This is a genomic window from Orlajensenia leifsoniae (assembly GCF_004570845.1).
GTDB classification, from domain to species: domain Bacteria; phylum Actinomycetota; class Actinomycetes; order Actinomycetales; family Microbacteriaceae; genus Orlajensenia; species Orlajensenia leifsoniae.
On the sequence record NZ_SPQZ01000007.1, the window covers coordinates 74,390 to 97,679 of the forward strand.

Sequence of the window (23,290 nt, forward strand, 5' to 3'; positions counted from 1 at the left end):
GTGGCCACTTTCCTCTACCGCGTCGGACACTTCGCCTTCCGCCGAGCCTGGCTCGTGGTCGCCGTCTGGGTCGCGCTGCTCGTCGGCATCCTCGGCGGCGGTCTCGCCCTCGGCGGCCAGACCCAGGAGTCCTACGCTATTCCGGGCACCGAGTCGCAGGAGGCCATCGACAAGCTCGCCGCGGTCTTCCCGCAGACCGCCGGCGCCTCCGTCCAGGTGGTCATGCAGGCCCCGGAGGGGGAGACCGTCACCGACGACGCGCACAAGGCGGCCATCGAGTCGATGGCGACGCAGCTCGAGGACATCGACGGAGTCGAGTCCGTGCTCGACCCCTTCGACGAGTATGCGGGCAACGCCGTCTCCGACGACGAGCGCACCGCATACACGCAGGTACAGCTCGATTCCCCGTCGACGGATGTCGCCCCTGAGACTCTCACCGCCATCCAGGACACGGCGGAGACCGGCGAGGACGCCGGCCTCGATGTGGCCTTCGGCGGCCAGGTGTTCCAGGACCAGACCTTCGGGCTCACCATCACGGAGGGTCTCGGCGTGCTGTTCGCCGGGGTCGTGCTGTTCATCGCCTTCGGGTCGCTGCTGGCGGCCGGCATGCCCCTGTTCACGGCGCTCATCGGGGTCGGCGTGGCCGTCGCCGGTGTCACCGTCGTCTCGGCGTTCACGCCGGTGTCGAGCACGGCACCCATGCTGGCGGTGATGCTGGGCCTCGCGGTCGGCATCGACTACGCGCTGTTCATCCTGTCGAGACACCGCAATCAGCTCGCACGCGGCGAGACGCCCGAGGAGTCGGCCGCCACCTCGGTGGCCACGGCGGGTTCCGCCGTGATCTTCGCCGGCGTGACCGTCATCATCGCTCTGCTCGGCCTCCTCGTGGTCGGCATCCCGTTCCTCAGCACCATGGGCATCGCAGCGGCCTTCGCCGTCTTCGTCGCCATGATCGCCGCGGTCACCCTGCTTCCGGCGGTGATGGGCATCTTCAAGGGGCGACTCATCCCGAAGCCGAGCAGCCGCGCCGCCCGCCGGGCGGTCGCGGCCGATGATGCGAAGCCCACCATGGGCCGACGTTGGGTGAACCTCGTGTTGAAGGCACCTGTCGTGGCGGTCGTGTTGGTGGTCGGCATCCTGGGCGGACTCGCCATCCCGGCCCTCAGCCTCGACCTGAACCTGCCCTCGGGGGCGAGCGAGCCCGAGGGCTCCACGACGCGTGACGCCTACGAGATGCTCTCCGAGGGCTTCGGTCCCGGGTACAACGGCCCGCTCATCGTCTCGGTCGACATCACGCAGACCACCGACATCCTCGACGACCTCGATGCGATCGGCACCGAGCTCGGCGCGCTCGACGGCGTGGCCGAAGTCGGTCAGGGCATCCCGAACGCCTCGGTCGACACCGCCATCATCCGCGTGATCCCCGAGACGGCACCGGATGATCCGGCCACCAAGGTGCTGGTGCAGGAGATCCGCGATCTCGCGCCCCACATCGACGACGAGTACGGCACCCCCATCACGGTGACCGGTGCCACGGCCGTGTCCATCGACATCTCCAACCGGTTGACGGATGCCCTGGTGCCCTTCGCCCTCGTGGTCGTCGGGCTGTCGGTGCTGCTGCTCATGATGGTGTTCCGCTCGATCTTCGTGCCGATCAAGGCCGCGCTCGGCTTCCTGCTCTCGGTGTTCGCCGCCATCGGAGTCTCCGTCGCGATCTTCCAGTGGGGCTGGTTCGCCGACCTGCTGCACGTGGAGACGACGGGCCCCATCCTGAGCTTCCTCCCGATCCTGCTGATGGCCGTGCTGTTCGGCCTCGCCATGGACTACGAGGTCTTCCTCGTGTCGGGCATGCGGGAGGAGTACGTGAAGACGAAGGACCCGCGCGGATCGATCGTGCACGGCTTCCGGCACTCCGCCCGAGTGGTGACCTCGGCGGCTCTCATCATGTTCTTCGTGTTCTTCGCCTTCGTGCCTGAGGGCAGCGGACCGATCAAGGGCATCGCCCTGGCGCTCGCCGTCGGCGTCGCGTTCGACGCCTTCCTCGTGCGCATGACCCTCGTGCCCGCAGCCATGGCGCTCGCCGGCCGCGCGGCCTGGTGGCTGCCGAAATGGCTCGACCGTATCCTTCCCGATGTCGACATCGAGGGCGAGCACCTGCGTCATCACCTGACGGATGCCGCATGGGCGCGCACCGAGGACGCCGCGATCTCCTCGGTCGACGCCACCTTCGGGATCGAGGACGCCCCCATCGGTCCGCTCGATCTGAGGGTCCCTGCCGGCGACGTGCTGCTGGTCACCGGCGACGCCGCCGACCGTCGGGTGGTCTCCGCCACCCTGGCCGGTCGCCTCGCACCGGTCTCCGGACGCCTGCAGGTGCTCGGATCGCCGCTACCGTCGGAGAGCGGCAGGGCGCTGCGTCGAGTCGCGCTCGTCGACATCGCCGCCGGGGAGGCCGCCTTCGGCGACCGCACCGTGGGCGAGGTGCTCTCGGAGCGCATCGACCTCGGCCAGCCCTGGTATCGCGCCAGCACCATCGACTCGCAGGTCCGCCGATGGATCGGCCAGATCCGCACGGCTCTCGCCGACGACCCGCAGTCCGAGCGGGTTCAGGCCGAGACGCAGATCTCCTCGCTCGACAGCCTCGAGCGCTCGGCCGTGCTCGTCGCGGCCGGTCTCTCCGAGCGACCCGGTGCCCTCGTGGTGGAGCTCGGCGACGACCTCCCCTCCGAGGGAGCCGCCGACGAGCTCATGCTCATGATCGGCGCTCTCGCCCCCGTGGCGACGACGATCGTGCTGACGGCGGCCGGAGTCGAGGCCCCGGTCGGTCTCGGAATTCGCGGCGTGCACGCCGTGGCGCTCGCCGACAGGACACCATCCTCCCTCTCGAACAGAAAGGCCGTGCTGCGATGAGCGCGCGACTCGACAGCCTCTTCGGACGCACCCGCTCCCAGCGACGCTGGCGCTTCGGAGCCATCATCGTGGGCGTCCTGGTCGTCCCGCTCGCCGTGGCCGGCCTGGTCACCGGCGGCCTCGCCAGCGCGAACGACCGGCTCGACACCGTTCCCGCCCTCATCGTGAACAACGACGAGATGGTCACGGCGACGGCAGCGGACGGAACCGAGACGCAGATCCTCGCCGGACGCCTGCTGGTGACCCAGCTCACCGACCCCGACGACGCGGGATTCGACTGGCAGCTCTCCAACACCGATGAGGCGACGGAGGCACTCGAGGCGGGAACGGCCTACGCCGTGCTCACCATCCCGAACGACTTCTCGGCATCGATCAACTCCATCTCGGGATCCGATCCGCAGCAGGCCGACCTCAACATCCGCACCGACGACGCCCACTCCTACCTCGCCGGTTCGGCCGCCCAGTCCGTGGGCGGGGCGATGACCGATGCCTTCGGTCGAGCCATCACCGAGCAGTACCTCAAGGGCTTCTACGCCAACCTGGCCGGCATGGGTGGCTCCCTGTCCTCTGCCGCCGATGGGGCCACGAAGGTGTCCGACGGCGTCGCCAGCCTGGCCGGAGGCCTCGACCAGCTCGCATCAGGCGCATCGTCGGCTGCATCCGGGGCAGCGGATGCGGCATCCGGAGCCGATCAGTACTCCAGCGGCGTCGCCGACTACACGAACGGCGTCGACGGACTCGCAGGCGGCATCGGCGAGCTGAACGCCCAGGCCGGCGGTCTCGACGGGATCTCCGACGGCGTCGGCTCCTACGTCGGGAACGTCGCTGCGACATCGACCGGCTTCACCCAGCTGAACGGCGCTCTGTCGGCAGCTCTTCCGCCAGGCCCGCAGGGCGATGCCCTTCGATCGGAGTTGGCGAAGGTCGACGCCGGCCTCCAGGCCCTCGCTGCCGGCGGGCAGACACTCGCGCAGCAGACCACTGGCGGAATCGACGGCCTCCAGTCCGGCATCGCCTCCCTCGCCACAGGGGCGAGCCAGCTCTCGGGCGGATCCGCCGCCCTGCGCGACGGCGCCGACAACCTCGCCAGCGGGGTCGGCTCGCTCTCCGACGGCCTGTCGACGCTGTCGACCGGAACAGCCACCAGCGCCTCGGGGGCGCACCAGCTCGCCGACGGCGCAGGCACCCTGGCGACGGGACTCACCGACGGCGCCACCCAGGCCTCCGCGATCGGCGACATCGACGCCGACAAGACGGCGAGCGTCGTCTCCCAGCCCGTGACCGTCAGCACCGACCGCGACAACCCGATCGAGACGATCGGCGAGGTGATCGGCATGGTGTTCGTTCCCGTCGGGCTCTGGATCGGCGCCCTCGCGATCTTCCTGCTGCTCCGACCGATCACCGCGACGGCGCTGCAGAGCACGGCCTCCACCCGGCGTCTCGTGATGCGCTCGCTCGCCCGGGCGGCCGGACTCGCCATCGCGCAAGCCGTGCTCGTGGTCGCCCTGCTCCACACCGTGCTCGGAGTCACATGGGAGACGCTGCCCGCCACCCTGTCGTTCGCCGTGCTCATGGCGCTCGCGTTCGCGGCGATCCACCAGTTCCTCACGGTGGCGTTCGGTCGCGTCGGCATCGTGATCTCTTTGCTGCTCGTGATCGTGCAGCTCACCTCTGCCGGCGGCATCTACCCGGTCGAGATCCTGGCGGTGCCCTACCAGGTCATCACCCCGTACCTGCCGCTCACCTGGGCCGTGCAGGGGATGCAGCAGATCATCGCCGGCGTGGGCGGAGCATCCGTCGCCGCCGCAGCCGGAGGCCTCGCGGCGCTCGGCCTGCTCGCGCTGCTCGGATCCCTCGTGGCGGTGGCGCGCAAGCGCGGCGCCCGATCCTGGGGCTTTGCACTCGCCCGGGGGTGATCGCAACCCCCGGGTCGGGGTCGCCGCCCCGCTGGTAGCCTGAGAGAACGCAAGGAGGCGCTGGCCGACAGGCCGGTGTCGGAAAAGGATCGTCGCCATCTCGCAGCCCACTCAGACCCCGAACCGCGACCAGTCCTACAGCATGGTCGTGCTGTCCAACCGCCTGCCCGTCGACCACGTCGTGAACTCCGACGGGTCCTCCGGCTGGAAGTCGTCGCCCGGCGGCCTCGTCACGGCTCTCGAGCCCGTGATGCGCGCAGCCGAGGGTGCCTGGATCGGCTGGGCCGGTGTCGCCGACACCGAGTTCGCGCCCTTCGAGAACGACGGCATCGAGATCATCCCCGTTCCCCTCAGCGAGTCCGAGATCGAGCAGTACTACGAGGGCTTCTCCAACGACACCCTGTGGCCGCTCTACCACGACGTCATCGCCCCTCCGCAGTACCACCGGGAGTGGTGGGAGGCCTACGTGCAGGTCAACCGGCGCTTCGCCGAGGCCGCCGCCCGCTATGCGGCCACCGAGGCCGTCGTCTGGGTGCAGGACTACCAGCTGCAGCTCGTTCCCGAGATGCTGCGCGAGCTCCGCCCCGACCTCGTCATCGGGTTCTTCGACCACATCCCGTTCCCGCCGTACGGCATCTTCTCCCAGCTGCCGTGGCGCAAGCAGATCCTCAAGGGTCTTCTCGGCGCCGACGTCATCGGATTCCAGCGGGTGGCGGATGCCGGCAACTTCACCCGCGCCGTGCGCCGCCTCTTCGGCTTCACGACCCGCGGCAACGTCGTCGAGGTCATCGGCGATGACGGCGACGTGCGCCACGTCGTCGCGCGCACCTTCCCCATCTCGATCGACGTCGCCGGCTACGAGGAGATCGCGGCTCGGCCCGAGGTGCAGGAGCGGGCCCGCCAGATCCGCCACGACCTGGGCGACCCGAAGGTCGTCATGCTCGGCGTCGACAGGCTCGACTACACCAAGGGCATCGGCCACAGGCTCAAGGCCTTCGGCGAGCTGCTCGCCGAGAACCGGCTCCAGGTCGAGGACGTCACCCTCGTGCAGGTCGCCAGCCCGAGCCGCGAACGGGTCGCCACCTACATGGCCCTCCGCGACGAGATCGAACTGCAGGTCGGCCGCCTCAACGGCGAGTTCTCCACCATCAGCCACAGCGCGATCGCCTACCTGCACCACGGCTACCCCCGCGAGGAGATGGTGGCGCTCTACCTGGCCGCCGACGTCATGCTCGTCACCGCCCTCCGCGACGGCATGAACCTCGTGGCGAAGGAGTACGTGGCGTGCCGGGCCGACAACACCGGGGTGATGGTGCTCAGCGAGTTCGCCGGAGCCTCCGACGAGCTGCGGCAGGCGATCATCGTGAACCCCCACGACATCGCCGGCCTGAAGGACGCCATCGTGGCCGCCGTCGAGATGCCGAAGCGGGAGCAGGCCCGACGGATGCGGGCACTCCGCAAGACCGTCAACGGCAACACCGTGAACGACTGGTCGAAGTCGTTCCTCGACACCCTCACCGGGCGTGCAGCGGTTCCGCGAGGCATTCCCGAGACCCTCGTCAACGCCCTCCGCGAACTCGCAGCCGCCGATGAGCTCCTCATCGCCCTCGACTTCGACGGCACCCTCGCCCCGCACGTCGACCAGCCGGAGGACGCGCGCGCTCTCGACAGCGCCCGGGACGCGGTTCTCCGCCTCATCCGCCTCGCCGACACTCGTGTCGCGTTCGTCTCCGGGCGTGCCCTCGTCAGCCTGCAGCACGTGGCCGACCCGCCGGAGGACGTGCTGCTCACGGGCTCGCACGGCGTCGAGCTCAAGCTCGACCAGCCCGACGTCACCCTCGACCTGCTCGCCAGCGAGATCGACAGGCTCGATCACGTGGCCGGCATCCTCGAGCGCATCGCAGGTTCGGCCGAAGGCGCATGGGTCGAGCGGAAGCCTGCGGGCCTGGCTCTCCACACCCGCCTGCTCTCACCTGCGGCGGGGCAGAGCCTGCAGCGCAGCGCCCGCACCCGTGTGCGCTCCGCCGAGCCCGGACTGACGGTGCGCGAGGGAAAGAACGTGATCGAGTTCGCGCTGCGCCCCGGCAACAAGGGCGACGCCATCGCGAAGCTCCGCGAGCACACCGGTGCCACGAGCGTCTTCTACGCCGGCGACGACGTGACGGATGAGGACGCCTTCGTCGCCCTGGGAGCCGACGACCTCGGGATGAAGATCGGCCAGGGACGCACGGCGGCAGGACACCGAGTGCGCGGCCCCGAGGAGGTCGCCGAGGTGCTCGCGCTGCTGGCCGACTTCCGTGCCGGGTTCCTCCAGGCGCAGAAGCGCGAGCGGGCGTACACCGGATCGAATCCGATCGTCACCGAGTCCTGAGCGCCGGGCGGAGCCGCGGCATCCGTCGTATGCGAAATGGGCATGTTCACTGGTCATAGACTTTGGACCATGGCGGAGATCGATCTGAAACCACGTTCGCGAGTAGTCACCGATGGCATCGAAGCCACCACGAGCCGCGGAATGCTGCGCGCCGTCGGCATGGGCGATGAGGACTGGGACAAGCCCCAGATCGGCATTGCGAGCTCGTGGAACGAGATCACTCCCTGCAACCTGAGCCTCGACAGGCTCGCGCAGGGTGCCAAGGAGGGCGTGCACTCCGGCGGGGGATACCCCCTGCAGTTCGGCACCATCTCCGTCTCCGACGGCATCTCGATGGGCCACGAGGGCATGCACTTCTCGCTGGTGTCGCGCGAGGTCATCGCCGACAGCGTCGAGGTCGTGATGAACGCCGAGCGCCTAGACGGTTCGGTCCTGCTGGCCGGATGCGACAAGTCGCTGCCCGGCATGCTGATGGCCGCCGCCCGCCTCGACCTCGCCTCGGTCTTCCTGTACGCGGGCTCCATCGCTCCGGGCTGGGTCAAGCTCAGCGACGGGACCGAGAAGGAGGTCACGATCATCGACTCCTTCGAGGCCGTCGGCGCCTGCAAGGCCGGAACCATGAGCGAAGAGGACCTGAAGCGCATCGAGTGCGCCATCGCGCCGGGTGAAGGCGCCTGCGGCGGCATGTACACCGCCAACACCATGGCATCCGTCGCCGAAGCCCTCGGCATGAGCCTGCCCGGCTCGGCATCGCCGCCCTCGGCCGACCGTCGTCGCGACTACTTCGCGCACCGCTCGGGAGAGGCCGTCGTCAACATGCTGCGCCTCGGCCTCACCGCCCGCGACATCATGACCAAGAAGGCGTTCGAGAACGCCATCACCGTCGCGATGGCTCTCGGCGGTTCGACCAACGTCGTGCTGCACCTGCTCGCCATCGCCCACGAGGCCGAGGTCGAGCTCACCCTCGACGACTTCAACCGCATCGGCGACAAGGTTCCGCACCTGGCCGACATGAAGCCGTTCGGCAAGTACGTCATGAACGACGTAGACCGCCACGGCGGCATCCCCGTTCTCATGAAGGCCCTGCTCGACGCCGGCCTCATCCACGGCGACGCCCTCACCGTGACCGGCAAGACCGTGGCCGAGAACCTCGAGGCGCTGAACCCGATGCCGCTCGACGGCGAGGTCATCCGCACTCTCGACAACCCCATCCACGCCTCCGGCGGCATCACGATCCTCAAGGGCACCTTCGCCCCCGAGGGCGCCGTCGTCAAGACCGCCGGCTTCGACGCCTCGGTCTTCGAGGGCCCTGCACGGGTGTTCGAACGCGAGCGTGGGGCGATGGACGCCCTCACCAACGGCGAGATCCAGGCCGGCGACGTGATCGTCATCCGCTACGAGGGTCCGAAGGGCGGCCCCGGCATGCGCGAGATGCTCGCCATCACCGCCGCCATCAAGGGCGCTGGCCTCGGAAAAGATGTACTACTCTTGACGGACGGTCGATTCTCAGGCGGCACAACCGGACTGTGCATCGGCCACATAGCACCCGAAGCGGTGGACGCAGGTCCTATCGCCTTCGTGCGCGATGGTGATCTCATTAGGGTCGATATCGCAGCTCGCTCGCTCGACCTACTTGTCGACGAGGCTGAGCTGGTCGCTCGCCGTGAAGGCTGGGCTCCGCTTCCCCCGCGCTACACCCGTGGCGTCCTCGCGAAGTACTCCAAGCTCGTGCACTCCGCCGCTGTCGGCGCTGTCACAGGCTGAGTCTCGCGCCAGATCATCCATACGCAATCAAGGGACCACACACGCATGTCCACGGAAACCTTCCCCGTGCCATCGCCCGCTGCCCCCTCTCAGAAGGGGCCTGAACTGCTGACCGGGGCCCAGGCCGTCGTCCGCACGCTCGAGCTGCTCGGCATCACCGACGTCTTCGGTCTGCCCGGCGGCGCCATCCTCCCGGTCTACGACCCGCTGATGGACTCCACCAAGCTCCGGCACATCCTCGTGCGCCACGAGCAGGGCGCAGGCCACGCGGCCGAGGGCTACGCATCGTCGAGCAACAAGCTCGGCGTCTGCATCGCCACCTCGGGCCCCGGAGCGACGAACCTCGTCACGGCCATCGCCGACGCCCACATGGACTCGGTGCCGGTCCTGGCCATCACCGGCCAGGTCTTCTCGACCCTCATGGGAACGGATGCCTTCCAGGAGGCCGACATCGTGGGCATCACGATGCCGATCACCAAGCACTCCTTCCTGGTGACCGACGCTCACGACATCCCGGCGACGATCGCCGCGGCGATGCACATCGCCACGACTGGTCGCCCCGGCCCCGTGCTCGTCGACATCACCAAGGACGCCCAGCAGGACACCGTGCCGTTCATCTGGCCGCCCAAGGTCGACCTGCCCGGCTACCGTCCGGTCATGAAGGCGCACGGCAAGCAGATCCACGCCGCAGCCCAGCTCTTCGCCGAGGCGAAGAAGCCCGTGCTGTACGTGGGTGGCGGCGTGATCAGGTCGAAGGCGTCCGAGGAACTCCTCGCCCTCGCCGAGACCACCGGCGCCCCCGTCGTCACGACGCTCATGGCCCGAGGTGCGTTCCCCGACTCGCACCCGCAGCACCTCGGCATGCCCGGCATGCACGGAACGGTTCCCGCAGTGCTCGCGCTGCAGGAGGCCGACCTGCTCATCTCGCTCGGCGCGCGCTTCGACGACCGTGTGACGGGCAAGGCATCGCTCTTCGCTCCGAACGCCAAGGTCGTGCACGTCGACGTCGACCCGGCCGAGATCTCGAAGATCCGCGTGGCCGACGTTCCCATCGTGGGCGACGCGCGCGACGTGATCGTCGATCTCACCGCCGCCTACAGCGAGGCCGTGCGCGATGCTCCCGCCGACATCAAGGACTGGTGGGAGTACCTCGACGGCCTCCGCACCGAGTTCCCGCTCGGCTACGCTCCGACGACCGACGGCGCCCTCGCACCGCAGTACGTCATCAGCCGCATCGGCGAGCTCACCGGACCGGAGGGCGTCTTCGCCGCCGGCGTCGGCCAGCACCAGATGTGGGCGGCGCAGTTCATCAAGTACGAGCGCCCCAACTCCTGGCTGAACTCGGGCGGCGCCGGCACCATGGGCTACGCGGTTCCGGCCGCCATGGGCGCCAAGGTGGCCCAGCCCGATCGCCACGTGTGGGCGATCGACGGCGACGGATGCTTCCAGATGACCAATCAGGAGCTCGCCACCTGCACGATCAACGACATCCCGATCAAGGTCGCGATCATCAACAACTCGTCGCTCGGCATGGTGCGCCAGTGGCAGACCCTGTTCTACGAGGGCCGCTACTCGAACACCGACCTGAACACCGGTGCCGACACCATCCGCGTTCCCGACTTCGTGAAGCTGGCCGAGGCCTACGGGGCCCTCGGCATCCGTGTCACGAAGGAGGAGGAGGTGGATGCGGCCATCAAGCTCGCGCTCGAGACGAACGACCGCCCCGTCGTCATCGACTTCGTCGTGAGCCGCGACTCCATGGTCTGGCCGATGGTGCCGCAGGGCGTCTCGAACAACTACGTGCAGTACGCACGCGACCACAGCCCCGCATTCGACGAGGAGGCGTAAGACCATGAGCACCCACGTCCTGTCCCTCCTCGTCGAGGACAAGCCCGGCCTCCTGACCCGCGTCGCCGGCCTGTTCGCGCGTCGTGGCTTCAACATCGAGAGCCTCGCCGTCGGCAAGAGCGAGATTCCCGGCCTGTCGCGCATCACCGTCGTCGTCGACGTCGAGGACCTCCCGCTCGAGCAGGTCACCAAGCAGCTCAACAAGCTGATCAACGTGATCAAGATCGTCGAGCTCGACACCTCGCAGTCGGTGCAGCGCGAGCACCTGCTCATCAAGGTGCGCGTCGACAACACCACCCGCTCGCAGGTGCTCGAGGCCGTCAATCTGTTCCGGGCCCGCGTCGTCGACGTGGCGACGGATGCCCTCGTCATCGAGGTCACCGGCGACTCCGGCAAGACCACCGCCTTCCTCAAGGTGCTCGAGCCCTATGGCATCAAGGAGCTGGCCCAGTCGGGCCTGCTCGCCATCGGGCGCGGCTCGAAGTCCATCACCGAGCGCGTCTTCAAGAACTAGCGCTTCACGAATTAGCTGTACGAACACAAGGAGAGAAACACCAATGGCTGAGATCTACTACGACAAGGACGCCGACCTGGCGATCATCCAGGGCAAGAAGGTCGCCGTTGTCGGCTACGGCTCGCAGGGTCACGCTCACGCGCAGAACCTCCGCGATTCCGGCGTCGAGGTCGTCATCGGACTCAAGGACGGCTCCAAGTCGAAGCCGAAGGCCGAAGAGGCCGGCTTCCGCGTTCTGAGCGTCGCCGAGGCGGCATCCTGGGCCGACGTCATCGTCATCCTCGCGCCCGACCAGTTCCAGCGCCACATCTACGCCGAGTCCATCAAGGACAACCTGGCCGACGGCAAGACGCTCGTCTTCGGACACGGCTTCAACATCCGCTTCGGCTACATCGAGGCTCCCGAGGGCGTCGACGTGATCATGGTCGCCCCCAAGGGACCGGGTCACACCGTGCGTCGCGAGTACGAGGCCGGCCGCGGCGTTCCCGTCATCGTCGCCGTGGAGAAGGACGCCACCGGCAACGCCTGGCCGACGACGCTCAGCTACGCGAAGGCCATCGGAGGCCTCCGTGCCGGCGGCATCAAGACCACCTTCACCGAGGAGACCGAGACCGACCTGTTCGGTGAGCAGGCCGTTCTCTGCGGCGGTGTCTCGCAGCTCGTCCAGTATGGCTTCGAGACCCTGACCGAGGCCGGCTACCAGCCCCAGGTCGCCTACTTCGAGGTGCTGCACGAGCTCAAGCTCATCGTCGACCTCATGTGGGAGGGCGGCATCGCCAAGCAGCGCTGGAGCGTCTCCGACACGGCCGAGTACGGCGACTACGTCTCGGGCCCCCGCGTCATCGACCCGAGCGTCAAGGAGAACATGCAGGCCGTTCTCGCCGACATCCAGTCGGGCGCCTTCGCCGAGCGCTTCATCGCCGACCAGGACGCCGGAGCCCCCGAGTTCCTCGCGCTCCGCGCCAAGGGCGAGGCTCACCCCATCGAGGCCACGGGCCGCGAACTGCGCAAGCTGTTCGCGTGGAACGCGTCGAACGACGACGACTACGTCGATGGCGAGGTCGCGCGCTAAAGCGCGGACCTGCCTGCACACACCCCTCGCGCTATCGACTCCCCGCCGCGCTGCTGTTCTTTCAGCAGCGCGGCGGGGGTTCGGTAGCGCGCCCCTCGTTTCAGGAGCAACGATGACAGCGGTCGAGATCGCCGTGCAGGATCTGGCCGGCGTGCGCACAGCCCTCGAGGAGGGCGCCGACCGCATCGAGCTGTGCATCGCGCTCGACCTGGGCGGACTCACGCCGTCGATCGGGCTCGTCGAGGCGGCCGTGGCCGCAGCAGCCGAGGCGCGGGTCACCGACTTCGTCCACGTGCTGGTGCGTCCGCGCGGCGGCGGCTTCGTGTACGACGAGGGCGAGCTCGCCGTGATCGAGCGTGACATCCGCGCGGTCTTCTCCGCCGGCGCCGATGGCGTCGTCGTCGGCGCCGCGCACGCCGATGGCACCCTCGACGAGACGGCGATCGCGCGGTTCGGCGAGGCATCCGACGGCATGACGGTCACAGTGCACCGCGTCATCGACGCTGCACCCGACACTGTGGAGGCGCTGCGTCCACTCGGCGGCCTCGGCGTGACACGGGTGCTGAGCTCCGGGGGAGCTGCCGACTGCCGGGCCGGGGCACCGGTGCTGGAACGGATGCGGACCGCCGGCGCCGGCGCCGTGCAGATCATGGCGGGCGGCGGCGTGCGCGTTGACGACATCGCGCTGCTCGTCGCGGCCGGTGTCGACGCCGTGCATCTCTCGGCCCGCGGGCGCACCGACCGCGGGGGAGCCAGCGGTCCGGGCGGCGGAGCGGCCGGCTTCGACGTGACCGACCGCGCCCTGGTGCGCGCCGCGGTCGACGCCGCTCGCGCCGCGCAGGGCTGAGTCAGTCCGGCATCGGCCGTCGTCGGCTGTTCACCCGACACACCGGCTGCTGATCGGTCCCGTTCAGATCGGCGCGGGAGTCTGCGCGTGTGACGCACGAGGCACGACCTTTCCGGATCATCGCCCCGGCCTTCGCCACCGTTCTCGCCGGTGCCCTCATCACGGTGCTCGTCACCTCGATGGGCACCACTCCGGTCGAGGCGCACGGTGCGCAGGCGCGACTCGAGGGGACCGGGAGCGCCGCGGCGCGTTCGACCTCGAACCGATCACCGAGCCTGCAGCCGCGCACGGACGACCTCGTCGCCGGCGGGTCCGTCGTGATCAACGAGCTCGCGGCAGGAGGGCCGGCATCCGACTCCGACAGCTTCTTCGAACTGCGCAACATCGGAACGTCCGCGGTCGACCTCAGCGGCTGGGGCGTGTACCGCTGCAGTGCCCAGGGTCTGCGGGCGAACGTCGGGCGGGCCGAGACCGATCTCGACGGCGTCACCCTCGACCCCGGGGAGATCTTCACCGTCGCACGCGTCGGGGCCCACCTCGACGGCGCGCCGGTCGATGCGCAGTTCACCCAGCCGTTCGCCGCCCTCGGCTTCGGGCTCTACCTCGAGGATGCCGCAGGCGACCGCGTCGACTCGGTCGGGGTCTACCCGAATCAGCCGTGGCCGACCACGACTGAGTGCTCGAACGGCTCGAACCTGCCGAACAGCCTCGCTGCAGCGCTCGGAGAGAGCTGGCAGCGGGTCGCCGCCACCGGTGTCGGCACGGCCGACTTCCAGCGGGCGACGGCGACGCCGGGAGCGCCGAACATGCCCGACGGTTCGACTGCTCCGACGCGCGCCTCGGTTCCGGATGCCGCAGCTCGATCCATCGTCATCAACGAGCTCGCGGCCGCCGGCCCGGCATCCCGCTCCGACGACTTCGTCGAGCTCCGCAACGAGGGCGACGAGTCCGTCGACCTCGCCGGGTGGCAGCTCTTCCGCTGCACTGTGAGCGGGCGGCTCACCGAGAGCAGCCGTCAGATCGTCCTGCCGGCGGGCACCCGCGTGGAGCCCGGTGGGCTGTTGACGATCGCGAACGAGGACTACGTGCCCGCGACGGGAGAGGCATCCGTCGCCCTGCGCTATGCGACCTCCTTGTCCGACTCGAGTTTCGGCGCGCTGCTCACCACTCCCGACGGCAGGAGAGTCGACGGCGTGACGGTGTCGCCCCACCCCGACAGCGCCTGCCAGGACGGCGACGCCAAGTTGCCCGCCGAGCTCGACTATCGGGCGGGGGAGTCGTGGCAGCGCATCGCCCGCACCGGGAACCTGCTCGCCGACTTCGTGATCGCCCCACGCACCCCGGGTGCGGCGAACGCCAGCGAGGAGACGAGCGTGTTCCGCGCGCCCTTCTCCTATCCGCAGCAGCCGTCTGTGGCGATCAGCGAGTTCGCGACGGACCCGTCGACCGAGGGGATGCCGGCGGGCAGCGTGCAGCGCAACTACGTCGAACTCGCGAACTACGGAGACGCGTCCGTCGACCTGAGCGGCTGGAGCATCGCGCGCTGCGAGTCCGATGGACTGCGGGCGCGGGACGACCAGGCTCGCATCGCCGCCGGCACGATTCTGCGTCCGGGCCAGACCTGGCTCGCCGCCGCCTCCGGGACGCCCCTGGCAGCGACGGCAGACGCGAGCTACGACACGGCATTCGACTTCCTGGGGAGCGGCGTCTGGGTGGCGGATGCCGCGGGCGAACGCGTGGACAGCGTCGGCGTCTACCACGCCAACGAGATGGACCACAGCACCGAGCGTCCGAGCCCGTGCACGAAGGGGCTCTCCCTCGTCACCTTCGAACCCGACAGGCTGCTCACCGAGACCTACCAGCGCACGAGGTTCACCGGCGTCGACGCCGACGACTTCGTCACGGCACCGGCCACCCCGGGGGAGATCGACGAGCACCCGTGGATCGATCCGACGGTGGCGGATGCCGCGAGCCTGTCGAGGGCGGCGGTCTCGCCCGAACCGGAGGTCGAGCCCGAGGCCGGGGCTGACGCCGAGCCGGACGACGCAGCGGCCGAGAATGCCGACGGCCGCCCGGTCAAGGTGCTCGCCGCGTACGCAGGCCGCAGCGCCGGCGGGCGCCTCGCGACGCGCGTCGGCGATGTCGAGCGTCCGCTCGATGCGGGGGAGACCGCGGACCTGGCCGCCGCCGACGACGCCTACGACTTCCCGTACGTGCGACTGGTGCTCGACGCCACGACCATCGCACCCGGCGACGCCATCACCTGGACCGGCGCCAGCGTCGGCCGCAACGAGGTGCAGTTGTCGGTGTGGAATCCGCCGTCGGCGAGCTGGCGCCTGCTCGATGCCGGAGTCGCCGGCGCCGGCGCCGGCGCCGGCGCTGACGCCGACGCCGACGCCGACGGCACTCCCACCCTCACCCTCACTGGTACACCGACCGCCGACGAGGTGATCGACGGTGGCATCGAGGTGCTCGTGCAGAACGGCCCCCGCACCGGGCGCACGCTCAGCGAGGGCGTCACGGGCGACTTCGAGCATCCGGACGACTACGACCTCGCGATCAGCCATGTCACCGACACTCAGTACCTCACCGAGGCGTATCCCGAGGTCTACACCGGTCTCGTCAGCTGGATCGCCTCCAACGCGCAGGCTCGCAAGATCGCCTTCGCCACGCACACGGGCGATCTGGTGCAGAACTGGGTCGACCCCGACCAGAACGAGCAGCGCGCCCGGCGCGAGTTCGCGCGGGCCTCGGCCATCCAGGGCATCCTCGACACCGCCGGAGTGCCCAACAGCGTGCTGCCCGGAAACCACGACAACAAGCGGGGCGTCAGCAACGAGCTGTTCAACGAGTACTTCCCGCCCGGGCGCTATGCCGCGACAGCGACCTACGGCGGATCCATCGCCGCAGGCGACAACAGCGCGAACTTCAACACCTTCATGCACGACGGCGCTCGCTTCCTGATGCTCAGCCTGCCCTACGCGTTCGGCGAGAGGGAGCTCGCCTGGGCCGAGCAGGTCGTGGCCTCGCACCCCGACCACAACGTCATCATCTCGACCCACGAGCACGTCACCCCGAAGACCGCCGAGATCGGAGCCGGTCGATCGACGGGCTCCCGCTGGGTCTCGCGAGGGGGTGAGCTCTGGGACCGGGTCGTCGCCCCCAACCGCAATGTCCTGCTCGTGCTGTCGGGCCACTTCCACGGTCTCGGCCAGATCACCACGGAGAACGCCGGCGGTATCGCGGGTCACACCGTCGTGGAGCTCGTGGCGGACTACCAGGAGTTCCGCACGCACACCGGCGAACGGGCCACGGGCTTCCAGCGCCTGCTGCAGCTCGACCTCGACGGCGGCGCCATCGCCGTCGACACCTTCTCGCTGCGACTCGGCGCGCACGCGAGCTTCCCTTACGACTACGAACAGTTCGTTCCCGACAACGGATCCACGGTGTCGGGCTCGAACGCCCGTCCCTGGCGCATCGTGGCCGACGGCCTGCAGGATCGTTACACGGCCATCGACGATGAGTTCCAGGTGCCCATGACCTTCCAGTTCCCGAAGCTCGTGCAGACGGTATCGATCACGGCGGCGCCTGCCGCCTGAGGCGGACGTGCTGCGATCGACCCTCCCGGTAGTCTGAGTGCATGGCTGCAGCACGCGACGACGACGCTCTCAACTGGGCGGGCGACGACGATCCGACGCTCGTGGCGAAGGATGCCGACGCCCTCGCGCCCGGGCGATCGACCGATCCGGAAGCTCCTGCCGGAGCCGAGCTCCCCTCAGGGTGGACGCCGGTCGGCGAGCCCGGCCGCGTGACGCATCCGGATGCGGCAGCAGACACCGACGACGGCCCCGCCCAGACCAGTTCGGCCACCCTGATCACGCTCGGCGTGCTCGGCGGCATCTACTTGATCTACACGATCGGGTGGGCAGTGGTCGCGACGCGCATGTCGACGGGATCCATGGACCCCGTCGCGCAGTTCATGTTCGTACTCGGCACGTGGCTCGCCATCCTCGCGGTGCCGCTGTGGTTCGCCGTCACGCTCTGGCTCACCGGCGGTCGCCCGCGCCGGCGATTGCTCTGGCTGTTCGCTGGGGTGGTGCTGCTGGTGCCGTTGCCGTTCCTGCTCGGCACGGGGGTGGCGTCATGACCGCATCCGACGACCTGAACGCCGCGCCGACCGTGAGGTCCGATTCCGACGGGACCCGACCGCGCACCCCGCTCTGGCTCGCCGTCACCCTGGCCGTGCTGTTCGGCCTGTTCTACGCCTACGACGTCTTCGAGGCGCTCGGCAACCTCATCGGCATCTCCGACTTCGCCAACCAGCTCGACGCCTCGATCAACGGGTTCGGCTGGGTGCTGCTCGTTCTCGGCCTCGTGCTGCCGCTCGTGCTGTTCGCGATCGCCTTCTCGCTGGGGCGCAACCGAGGTCCACTGGCCCAGATCGCGTTCTACGCCGTGGGGCTCGGCCTCTCGGCCGTGCTGAGCCTCGACATCATCGCCGCGTTCGCGCGCTGGATCCCGATCGGCTGACCCGGCGGTCAGAGCCCGGGATCACCGGGTAGCGGCATCCGCTCGCCGTCAGACGGCGGCGAAGATGCACAGCCCGATCAGCACGATCTGCGCGATGAGGCGCGGGACGAGCGGGATCGAGAGCGAGCGGAAGGTCTCCGGATGCCGCGCCGCGAAGGCGTTCGCCGGGAAGACGGCGACGAGGAAGATCGCCAGCAGGATGCCGGCCGCGAACTGCGTGGCGGGGATCAGCAGGCCGATGCCGCCGGCGATCTCGCACACGCCGGTGAAGCGCACCAGGTTGATCGGGCTCAGCAGGCCATCGCGCCGCATCCGGGGCGGAATCATCTTCGCCATGATCTTCGCGGGGCCGCGTCGGAAGTGATTGAGGCCCATTCCGATGAAGACGATGGCGAGCAGGATGCGCACCACCCACTGGGCGATCTCGAAGATGTCGTCCGTCGTCATGAATTCCTCTCGGCTATGCGGCCTCGGCTAGAGTTTCACATGATTGCGTCCCAGTGACGGCGACGCGCATCCTCCCCTCTGCTGCAAAGGAATCGATTCGTCGTGTCAAAGCCGGTCGTGCTGATCGCTGAAATCCTCTCGCCCGCCACGATCGATGCCCTCGGTCCCGACTTCGATGTGCGCCAGGTCGACGGAACGGATCGCCCCGCGCTCTTCGCCGCTCTCGCCGACGCGAACGCGATCCTCGTGCGCAGTGCCACCCAGGTCGACGCGGAGGCCATCGCGGCGGCGCCGAAGCTCCAGGTCATCGCCCGCGCCGGCGTCGGCCTCGACAACGTCGACATCAAGGCGGCCACCACGGCCGGCGTCATGGTCGTGAACGCTCCGACCTCCAACATCATCTCGGCGGCCGAGCTCACGGTCGGTCACATCCTGAGCCTCGCCCGTCACATCCCGGCCGCGCACAACGCCCTCGCCCAGGGACAGTGGAAGCGCTCGGCGTACACCGGAACGGAGCTCTACGAGAAGACCGTCGGCATCATCGGTCTCGGCCGCATCGGCGCGCTCATCACGGCCCGCCTGCAGGCCTTCGGCACGAACGTGATCGCCTACGACCCCTACATCACCAGTGCCCGCGCCCAGCAGCTCGGCGTACAGCCCGTGAGCCTCGACGAACTGCTCGAGCAGTCCGACTTCATCACGATCCACATGCCGAAGACGCCCGAGACCACGGGCATGATCAGCACCGAGCAGCTGAAGAAGATGAAGAAGACGGCCTACGTCGTCAACGTCGCACGTGGTGGGCTCATCGATGAAGCCGCGCTGCACGAGGCCCTCGTCGCCGGCGAGATCGCCGGAGCCGGCCTTGACGTGTTCGTGAGCGAGCCTCCGGAGGACTCGCCGCTGCTCGCCCTGCCGAACGTCGTCGTCACGCCGCACCTCGGTGCGTCGACGGACGAGGCGCAGGAGAAGGCCGGAGTGTCGGTGGCCAAGTCGGTGCGCCTCGCTCTCGCGGGCGAGCTGGTCCCGGATGCCGTCAACGTCGCCGGCGGCGTCATCGACCCGTACGTGCGCCCCGGCATCCCGCTGCTCGAGAAGCTCGGCCAGGTGTTCTCGGGCCTCGCGCACTCGAGCCCCCTCACCAGCGTCGACGTCGAGGTGCGCGGCGAGCTGGCCGACTACGACGTCAGCGTGCTGAAGCTCGCGGCCCTCAAGGGCGTGTTCACCAACGTCGTCAGCGAGACGGTCTCCTACGTCAACGCGCCGCTGCTCGCCGACCAGCGCGGCATCGGCGTGCGCCTGATCACCGACGCCGTCTCCGAGGAGTACCGCAACGTCATCACGCTCCGCGGCGCTCTCGCCGACGGCACCCAGGTCTCGGTCTCGGGAACGCTCACCGGAACCAAGCAGACCGAGAAGATCGTCGAGATCAACGGCTACGACGTCGAGGTGCCGATCGCGAAGAACCTGATCGTGATGCAGTACACCGACCGCCCCGGCATCGTCGCGGTCTACGGTCGCGAGTTCGGCGACGCCGGCATCAACATCGCCGGCATGCAGATCGCCCGGCACACTGCCGGGGGCCAGGCACTCAGCGTGCTGACGGTCGACTCGCCCGTTCCCGCCGAGATCCTCGCCGCCGTGCGCGACGCCATCGCCGCCGACGTCCTGATCGAGATCGACATCACCGAGTAGCGCACTCGCTCCAGACAGCACGAAGGCCCCGGATGATGCATCCGGGGCCTTCGTGGTCGTGCGAGGTGATGCGCTCTACAGCTCGGGAGTCGAGCTCTCGTTGCGCGTGACCTGGCTGCCGTTCGCCGGGTCGACCGAGGTCGCGGTGACCGAGGTCGACTGGCGACGACGGAACAACAGCACGAGTCCGATGATCACGACCACGGCCCCGGCGATCATGAGCACGTAGCCCACCATGTCGAGGTTGATCCATTCGACGTCGACGTTGAGCGCCCAGACGAGGATCGCCCCGACGGCGATGAGGAAGATGCCGAGACCGATGCTCATAGGTCAGCCCTTGTTTCCCGAGACCACCCGGATGAGCCAGGCGATGATCGCGATCACGGCGAGGATGATACCGACCCAGAGGAGCCAGCTGAGTGCGCTGTTCAGGCCACCCAAGATGGCGAGCACGACAGCGACGACGATGATGATGATGAAGAGGAGGTTCATTGTGGTGGATCCTTTCGTCGGGATTCCGGTTCTGCGTCGAATCACGACCGGAGATGACCCCCGATCGCAGGATGCACGGCGCATCGCCCCCTGTTCGGGGCAACACCCGACATTACTCAGCATCGGCCCCCGAGGGTAGAGGATTGCGGGCGTGGCGGATCTGTGATTAGCCGTGCGCTGCGCCGCCCGAACCGGCGACTACGCTGGAATGACACCCTTTCACCGCTTGCGAGGAGCGAAATGTCGCGTGTCATCTCCCTGGCCGTCATCCCCGGCGACGGCATCGGGCCCGAAGTCGTCACCGAGGGCCTCAAGGTGCTCGATACCGTGACGGATGGCGGCGACGTCGCCTTCGAGAAGACGACGTTCTCGCTGGGAGCCACCCGGTACCTCGAGACCGGCGACACCCTCACCGACGACGACCTCGCGGCCGTCTCGCGCCACGATGCCATCCTTCTCGGAGCTGTCGGCGGCACCCCCGGCGACCCACGTCTGGCCGGTGCGAACATCGAGCGCGGACTGCTGCTGAAGCTGCGGTTCTCGCTCGACCACTACGTGAACCTGCGCCCGTCGGTGCTGCACCCCGGCGTCTCGAGCCCTCTGGCCGACCCCGGATCCATCGATTTCGTCGTCGTGCGCGAGGGCACCGAGGGGCCGTACGTGGGCAACGGCGGCTCGATCCGCCAGGGCACGCAGCACGAGGTCGCCAACGAGGTGTCGGTCAACACGGCCTACGGCGTCGAGCGCGTGGTGCGGCACGCCTTCGGAGTGGCATCCGCTCGCCCGCGAAAGCACCTCACCCTGGTGCATAAGACCAACGTCCTGGTCTTCGCCGGCGGCATCTGGAAGCGCGTCGTCGACGAGGTCGCCGCCGAGTTCCCCGAGGTGACCGTCGACTACCTCCACGTCGATGCCGCGACGATCTTCCTCGTCACGAACCCTGCTAGATTCGATGTCATCGTCACGGACAACCTCTTCGGCGACATCCTCACCGATCTTGCGGCCGCGATCAGCGGCGGCATCGGCCTCGCAGCCTCCGGCAACATCAACCCGGACGGCCGATTCCCCAGCATGTTCGAGCCGGTGCACGGTTCTGCGCCCGACATCGCCGGGAAGGGCATCGCCGACCCGACTGCCGCCATCCTCTCCGTCGCACTCCTGCTCGATCACCTCGGGCTCACGGATGCCGCGGCACGAGTGCAGGCGGCCGTCGCAGCCGACATCGCCGAACGCGGTGAGGCAACTCGGTCGACCTCGGAGATCGGCACTGCGATCTCCGACCGGATTCGCGCACACTAGACGTACTCGAAGAAAGAGCAGCCCATGACGATCCAGCTTCCCCTCGCAAGCCAGAGCCTCATCTGGCAGACCGTCCGCAACGAGAACCCCGTCGCTCCCGAGGCGCGCGAGGCGATCCTCGCCGACCCCGGATTCGGCAACCACTTCACCGACCACATGGTCGACGTGTGCTGGTCGGAGCGCGGCGGTTGGCACCGTCCGCGTGTCTCGCCCTACGGGCCCATCCAGCTCGACCCGGCCGCCGCCGTGCTCCACTACGCCCAGGAGATCTTCGAGGGTCTCAAGGCCTACCGTCACGCCGACGGCTCCATCTGGACCTTCCGCCCCTACGAGAACGCAGCACGCATGCAGCGCTCGGCGCACCGCCTCGCCCTGCCCGAGCTGCCGTCGGAGCACTTCATCGCGTCGCTCAAGCAGCTCATCGCCGTCGACGGCGACTGGGTGCCGACGGCGCCGGAAACCAGCCTGTACCTGCGGCCGTTCATGTTCGCCAAGGAGGCGTTCCTCGGCGTGCGGCCGGCGAAGAAGGTGGCCTACTACCTGATCGCCAGCCCCGCTGGTGCGTACTTCACCGGGGGAGTGCAGCCGGTCAACATCTGGCTCTCGAGCGAGTACGCCCGCGCCAGCAAGGGTGGAACCGGCGCGGCCAAGACCGGTGGCAACTACGCGTCGAGCCTGCTGCCGCAGGCCGAGGCCTACGAGCACGGCTGCCAGCAGGTGCTCTTCCTCGACGAGGGGAAGTACCTCGAGGAGCTCGGCGGCATGAACATCGTGCTGGTGCGCAAGGACGGCACTCTCATCACGCCGGAGTCCGAGTCGATCCTCGAGGGCATCACGCGCGATTCGGTTCTGCGCCTGGCCGCCGACCGCGGTCACCTCATCGAGCAGCGCAAGGTCACTCTCGACGAGTGGCGGGAGGGTGCGGCGTCCGGCGACATCGTCGGAGCCTTCGCCTGCGGCACGGCCGCGGTGATCGTGCCCATCGGACGGCTGCTCGGCGAGGACTTCGAGATCGTGCACAACGGCCCGCAGGCGGAGGAGCTCGCGCTGTCACTGCGCGAAGAGCTCACCGGCATCCAGTACGGCCGCGTCGAGGACCGCCACGGCTGGCTGGTGCGTCTCGACGCATGAGCGCCGCGTGACTGACGCTCCTGAACTGCAGCTGCGGGCCTTCGGGCGCGACGACACCGAGACCGTCGTCGCGCTCTGGCGTGCCTGCGGTCTCGTCGTTCCCTGGAACGACCCGTACCGCGACATCGAACGCAAGCTCGCCGAGCAGCCCGAGCTATTCCTCGTGGGGGAGAGCGGCGGCCGCGTCGTGGCGTCGGTGATGATCGGCTACGACGGCCACCGGGGCTGGATGAACTATCTCGCCGTCGACCCGACGGAGCAGGGAAGAGGCCACGGTCGCACGCTGGTGCTGGAGGCCGAACGGATGCTGACGGCCCGCGGATGCCCCAAGCTCAACCTGCAGGTGCGGGGGACGAACACCGCCGCACTGGGGTTCTACGAGGCCATCGGCTACGCGCCCGATCACGCCGTGAGCCTCGGCAAGCGCCTCATCGCCGACGACTGAGGCGGCAGC

The 23,290-nt window shown here is 68.9% G+C and carries 18 protein-coding genes; 15 read left to right on the top strand and 3 right to left on the bottom strand.

The genetic code is table 11. The features are described 5' to 3' along the window. From E4M00_RS15785 to E4M00_RS15835, 11 genes are all read left to right on the top strand, one after another. Entirely contained in the window at positions 1–2,910 is a 2,910-nt protein-coding gene (locus E4M00_RS15785) for an MMPL family transporter (protein ID WP_135121440.1), read from the top strand. Then, the gene (locus E4M00_RS15790) at positions 2,907–4,826 is read left to right on the top strand and encodes a YhgE/Pip family protein (RefSeq protein WP_135121441.1); all 1,920 of its coding nucleotides are present in this window, start codon (positions 2,907–2,909) and stop codon (positions 4,824–4,826) included. The genes E4M00_RS15785 and E4M00_RS15790 overlap by 4 nt, the downstream gene beginning before the upstream one ends. Before the next feature lie 142 nt (positions 4,827–4,968). Beyond that, positions 4,969–7,197, top strand: coding sequence for a bifunctional alpha,alpha-trehalose-phosphate synthase (UDP-forming)/trehalose-phosphatase (locus E4M00_RS15795; RefSeq protein ID WP_193555599.1), 2,229 nt, complete (start codon positions 4,969–4,971; stop codon positions 7,195–7,197). A gap of 69 nt (positions 7,198–7,266) precedes the next feature. Next, complete coding sequence (gene ilvD / locus E4M00_RS15800; protein WP_135121442.1) at positions 7,267–8,961, top strand: dihydroxy-acid dehydratase; 1,695 nt, start codon at positions 7,267–7,269, stop codon at positions 8,959–8,961. A gap of 45 nt (positions 8,962–9,006) precedes the next feature. Further along, on the top strand, positions 9,007–10,809 hold the full coding sequence (locus E4M00_RS15805; protein ID WP_135121443.1) for an acetolactate synthase large subunit: 1,803 nt from the start codon (positions 9,007–9,009) through the stop codon (positions 10,807–10,809). A 4-nt stretch (positions 10,810–10,813) separates the two neighbouring features. Further along, entirely contained in the window at positions 10,814–11,323 is a 510-nt protein-coding gene (ilvN, locus tag E4M00_RS15810) for an acetolactate synthase small subunit (RefSeq protein ID WP_056167521.1), read from the top strand. Positions 11,324–11,366: 43 nt separating this feature from the next. Next, positions 11,367–12,395, top strand: coding sequence for a ketol-acid reductoisomerase (gene ilvC / locus E4M00_RS15815; protein ID WP_055819425.1), 1,029 nt, complete (start codon positions 11,367–11,369; stop codon positions 12,393–12,395). A 112-nt stretch (positions 12,396–12,507) separates the two neighbouring features. Then, positions 12,508–13,242, top strand: coding sequence for a copper homeostasis protein CutC (locus E4M00_RS15820; RefSeq protein WP_135121444.1), 735 nt, complete (start codon positions 12,508–12,510; stop codon positions 13,240–13,242). Between the two features lie 89 nt (positions 13,243–13,331). Further along, on the top strand, positions 13,332–16,841 hold the full coding sequence (locus tag E4M00_RS15825; protein ID WP_135121445.1) for a lamin tail domain-containing metallophosphoesterase family protein: 3,510 nt from the start codon (positions 13,332–13,334) through the stop codon (positions 16,839–16,841). Positions 16,842–16,882: 41 nt separating this feature from the next. Further along, positions 16,883–17,389, top strand: a complete 507-nt coding sequence (locus E4M00_RS15830) for an Asp23/Gls24 family envelope stress response protein (RefSeq protein ID WP_135121446.1) — start codon at positions 16,883–16,885, stop codon at positions 17,387–17,389. Continuing rightward, positions 17,386–17,772 (top strand): bacitracin resistance protein, encoded by a 387-nt coding sequence (locus E4M00_RS15835; protein WP_135121447.1) that lies wholly within the window; start codon positions 17,386–17,388, stop codon positions 17,770–17,772. The genes E4M00_RS15830 and E4M00_RS15835 overlap by 4 nt, the downstream gene beginning before the upstream one ends. Before the next feature lie 48 nt (positions 17,773–17,820). Here E4M00_RS15835 and E4M00_RS15840 read toward each other — a convergent pair whose 3' ends face one another. After that, positions 17,821–18,219 (bottom strand): DoxX family protein, encoded by a 399-nt coding sequence (locus E4M00_RS15840; RefSeq protein ID WP_135121448.1) that lies wholly within the window; start codon positions 18,217–18,219, stop codon positions 17,821–17,823. Positions 18,220–18,321: 102 nt separating this feature from the next. On the opposite strand from E4M00_RS15840, the gene serA reads away from it, so the two are divergent. Further along, entirely contained in the window at positions 18,322–19,914 is a 1,593-nt protein-coding gene (serA, locus tag E4M00_RS15845; protein ID WP_135121449.1) for a phosphoglycerate dehydrogenase, read from the top strand. 75 nt (positions 19,915–19,989) lie between these two features. Here the strand turns inward: serA and E4M00_RS15850 are convergent, their stop codons facing one another. After that, the gene (locus E4M00_RS15850) at positions 19,990–20,241 is read right to left on the bottom strand and encodes a DUF6458 family protein (protein WP_135121450.1); all 252 of its coding nucleotides are present in this window, start codon (positions 20,239–20,241) and stop codon (positions 19,990–19,992) included. 3 nt (positions 20,242–20,244) lie between these two features. After that, positions 20,245–20,406, bottom strand: coding sequence for a hypothetical protein (locus tag E4M00_RS17910; protein WP_167756923.1), 162 nt, complete (start codon positions 20,404–20,406; stop codon positions 20,245–20,247). A 240-nt stretch (positions 20,407–20,646) separates the two neighbouring features. On the opposite strand from E4M00_RS17910, the gene E4M00_RS15855 reads away from it, so the two are divergent. The 3 genes from E4M00_RS15855 to E4M00_RS15865 are packed head-to-tail and all read left to right on the top strand — an operon-like array spanning position 20,647 to position 23,281. Further along, positions 20,647–21,705 (top strand): 3-isopropylmalate dehydrogenase, encoded by a 1,059-nt coding sequence (locus tag E4M00_RS15855; protein WP_135121451.1) that lies wholly within the window; start codon positions 20,647–20,649, stop codon positions 21,703–21,705. 24 nt (positions 21,706–21,729) lie between these two features. Further along, complete coding sequence (locus E4M00_RS15860) at positions 21,730–22,836, top strand: branched-chain amino acid aminotransferase (protein WP_135121452.1); 1,107 nt, start codon at positions 21,730–21,732, stop codon at positions 22,834–22,836. A 7-nt stretch (positions 22,837–22,843) separates the two neighbouring features. Further along, on the top strand, positions 22,844–23,281 hold the full coding sequence (locus E4M00_RS15865) for a GNAT family acetyltransferase (RefSeq protein WP_240037214.1): 438 nt from the start codon (positions 22,844–22,846) through the stop codon (positions 23,279–23,281). The last annotated feature ends 9 nt before the right edge of the window (positions 23,282–23,290 follow it).